Origin of the sequence: Flavobacterium sp., from assembly GCF_049590715.1 — a bacterium.
Lineage (GTDB): Bacteria > Bacteroidota > Bacteroidia > Flavobacteriales > Flavobacteriaceae > Flavobacterium.
The window spans coordinates 1-2,708 of record NZ_JBAWDL010000090.1 but is presented as its reverse complement, the minus strand read 5'-3'; the positions used below and the strand labels follow the sequence as shown (position 1 = coordinate 2,708).

The window sequence follows — 2,708 nt, the reverse complement described above, 5'->3', positions numbered from 1 at the left end:
CTTCTAACCATATCATATTTTTCATCAAAACGATCTGCATACCCAAAAGTCTCGTCTCTTTTTTCTAAATTTTTAGCTGAGATATTTTTTCCTAAAAAAGGATTTCCGTCCATGGTTTTATGTACATCCACACCTGCTAGGTTTAAAACTGTCGCACCAAAATCAACAAAACTCACAAAAGAATTCGTTCTAGAGCCAGGTTGAAAAACCGCTACGTTTTTATATTTTTCAGGAACATGCACTACTAAAGGTACATGTAAACCAGTTTCCGTTAAATATCCTTTACTATCTGGTAATACCCCGCCGTGATCACCATAATAGAAAATAATAGTATTATCATACAAATTATCTTTTTTCAATTGATTAATCACCTCGCCTACTTCTTTATCCATCGCTACGATTTTGTCACGATAATAGGTATTTGAATATTGAAATAATTCGGTGTTAGGATGATTGGGTTGTACAAAAACCGTTTTTGGATCAATTGCTGTTTTAGTAGTATTCATTGTTTCTTTTGAAAAATGAATACGACTTTCGTGTGTTGTTTCGATGTTGAATACATAGAAAAAAGGTTGTCCTGGTTTCCTGTCCTTGTATGTTGCTTTTTTAGAAGAATCGTCCCAAACGTCTTTAGACTTATTGATATTGTAATCTTCCTTAGCATTATTAGCCGTATAATATCCTGCTTTTCTCAAATAAGCGGGAAACATTTCTTGATTGCTTGCTAGTGTAACTTTTCCTTCGGCTCTGTGGTAATGCGTAGCTAGTCTAGGCCCATAACTAGATGTAATCAAAGTGGAACGTGCCGCACTACAAACCGCTGCATTCGAAAAAGCACGGTCAAAAACGATTCCATCTTTGGCTAGATTTTCAATATTAGGTGTTGTAATTCCGTGTTCGTCGAACAATTTCATGTAATGCTTCGAATTGTCTTCAGAAACAATCCAAACAATATTAGGCTGTTGCGCATAAGACGCAAAGGTTGTTATCAGATTAACTAAAAATAGTTTTACTAGTTTATTATTCATGATTCAATTATTATTTTATTTTTTTTCTATTTACAAAAATGTTTTCTTCAGAACTATTTAAGACATCTTCAAAAACAACGGGTTTACGTTCGTCTTTATTTACAATATTGATGTGAACATTATCAATTGATAAACCATCAATATGACGAGCAAAAATTCCTGAAGCAGGTAAAGTACCTACTTTACTATATTCTGGCCACCAATTATCCAAGGTTTCAAGGGTAAATTCTTTTATATTTTTATTGGAAGCATCTTCCTTTGTACCTCCACCAGAAATAGTCATTTGAATGTTTTTCAACTGAATATCAGTAATGTAATGGTTGGGCATCCCTGTTATAAAAATAGATGAGTTTTTATCTAAATCTTTATTATCAACAATAATATTTTCGAAAATAAATCCGTGCATGGCTTTCATAGGTGCCATTTCTATAGGGGCATCTACACCAGCACGTTGCTGGCAGAAGGTCATAAAAATAGGTCTCGGCACATTTTTCATTACGATATTTGAAAAAATCATGTTTTTCATTTCGCCGCCTTCATTCATTTGGATTTTTAAACCCGAATCTAGAATATCATGAAAAGTACAATTACTCACGGTAACCGATTCGAAATCCCCTCTAGAAGCCAATCCAAAGCGCATTGCTGCCCATTTGCTAGTAAAAACACAGTTTGTAATCGTAATGTCTTTACAAGGTTTATCGGGTCTTGAAGTTTGCAAACAAATAGAATCGTCGCTGGTATCGAATGAAGAATTGGACACGCGCACATTCGTACAGCCATCAAAATCTAGTCCGTCACCATTGTGGTTGACTCTACTGATTATTTTAATACCATCTACTACAATTTCGTTGCAATACAACCAAGCCGATGTCCAAGCTACTGGGTTCAACAAGGTTACGTCTTTTAAGTGAATGTCATTGCAATTTAGAAACCGAAGCATCATAGGACGTCCACCTTTTTGTTTGGTGAAGTTTTTAGGATGACCATTAGCGTCAATCGTTCCTTTTCCTTCTATGGAAAACGATTTGGCATCACGAGCAAAGATCAAACAACGATCCATATGTGGTTCGTTTTTATAGGTGTTTTTATGTGTATCAGTAGTATAATCCGAATAATCTGGACTACCTAATAAAACAGAACCATTTTCAAGATAAAGGGTTACAAAATCTTTTAAATAGATGGTGCCTATAAGTACTCTTTTTCCTGATGGAATAATGATCTTACCTCCTCCTTCCTTTGAACACAAATCAATGGCTTTTTGGACCGCTTGCGTATCTTTAGTAATTCCGTCACCTTTTGCTCCATAGTCTAAAACATTATAGTCTTTGGCTTGGATAGCGAAAGTGAAAGTAAGAAAGAAAAGTAAGAATGTTTTTTTCATGTTTCGGTTTATAATCCGTGGGTTCTAATTCTTTTTTTTATAGCTATTTTGTTTGCTACATTGAGCTTGTTAAAATGTGTTTTGTTTGCGGGTCTTCGACAAGCTCAGACTGATACTAATGCGACGAATTGACATCTAATTTTTAATATAAATTACAATTTACTCAGAATTACTTGCGTAAGGGGTTGCAGTGGAGCTCTTTTTTAATCCTGTTTTTTACAGGATTAAAAAAAGCGGGAACGGAAAACCCGACCCGTAGTTTTTACGGAGGGTTACGCCCAAAAAAAAACTAATGCCCT

Annotated in this window: 2 protein-coding genes; both read right to left on the bottom strand. The window is 35.0% G+C overall.

The genetic code is table 11. The features are described 5' to 3' along the window. Window positions 1–1,028 (bottom strand): sulfatase family protein (locus WBQ70_RS04430; RefSeq protein WP_423911116.1); only part of this gene is annotated, 1,028 nt, incomplete at its 3' end. A 10-nt stretch (window positions 1,029–1,038) separates the two neighbouring features. After that, window positions 1,039–2,409: a glycoside hydrolase family 28 protein gene (locus WBQ70_RS04425; protein ID WP_423911113.1), complete on the bottom strand. Its 1,371-nt coding sequence runs from the start codon at window positions 2,407–2,409 to the stop codon at window positions 1,039–1,041. Window positions 2,410–2,708 lie beyond the last annotated feature (299 nt).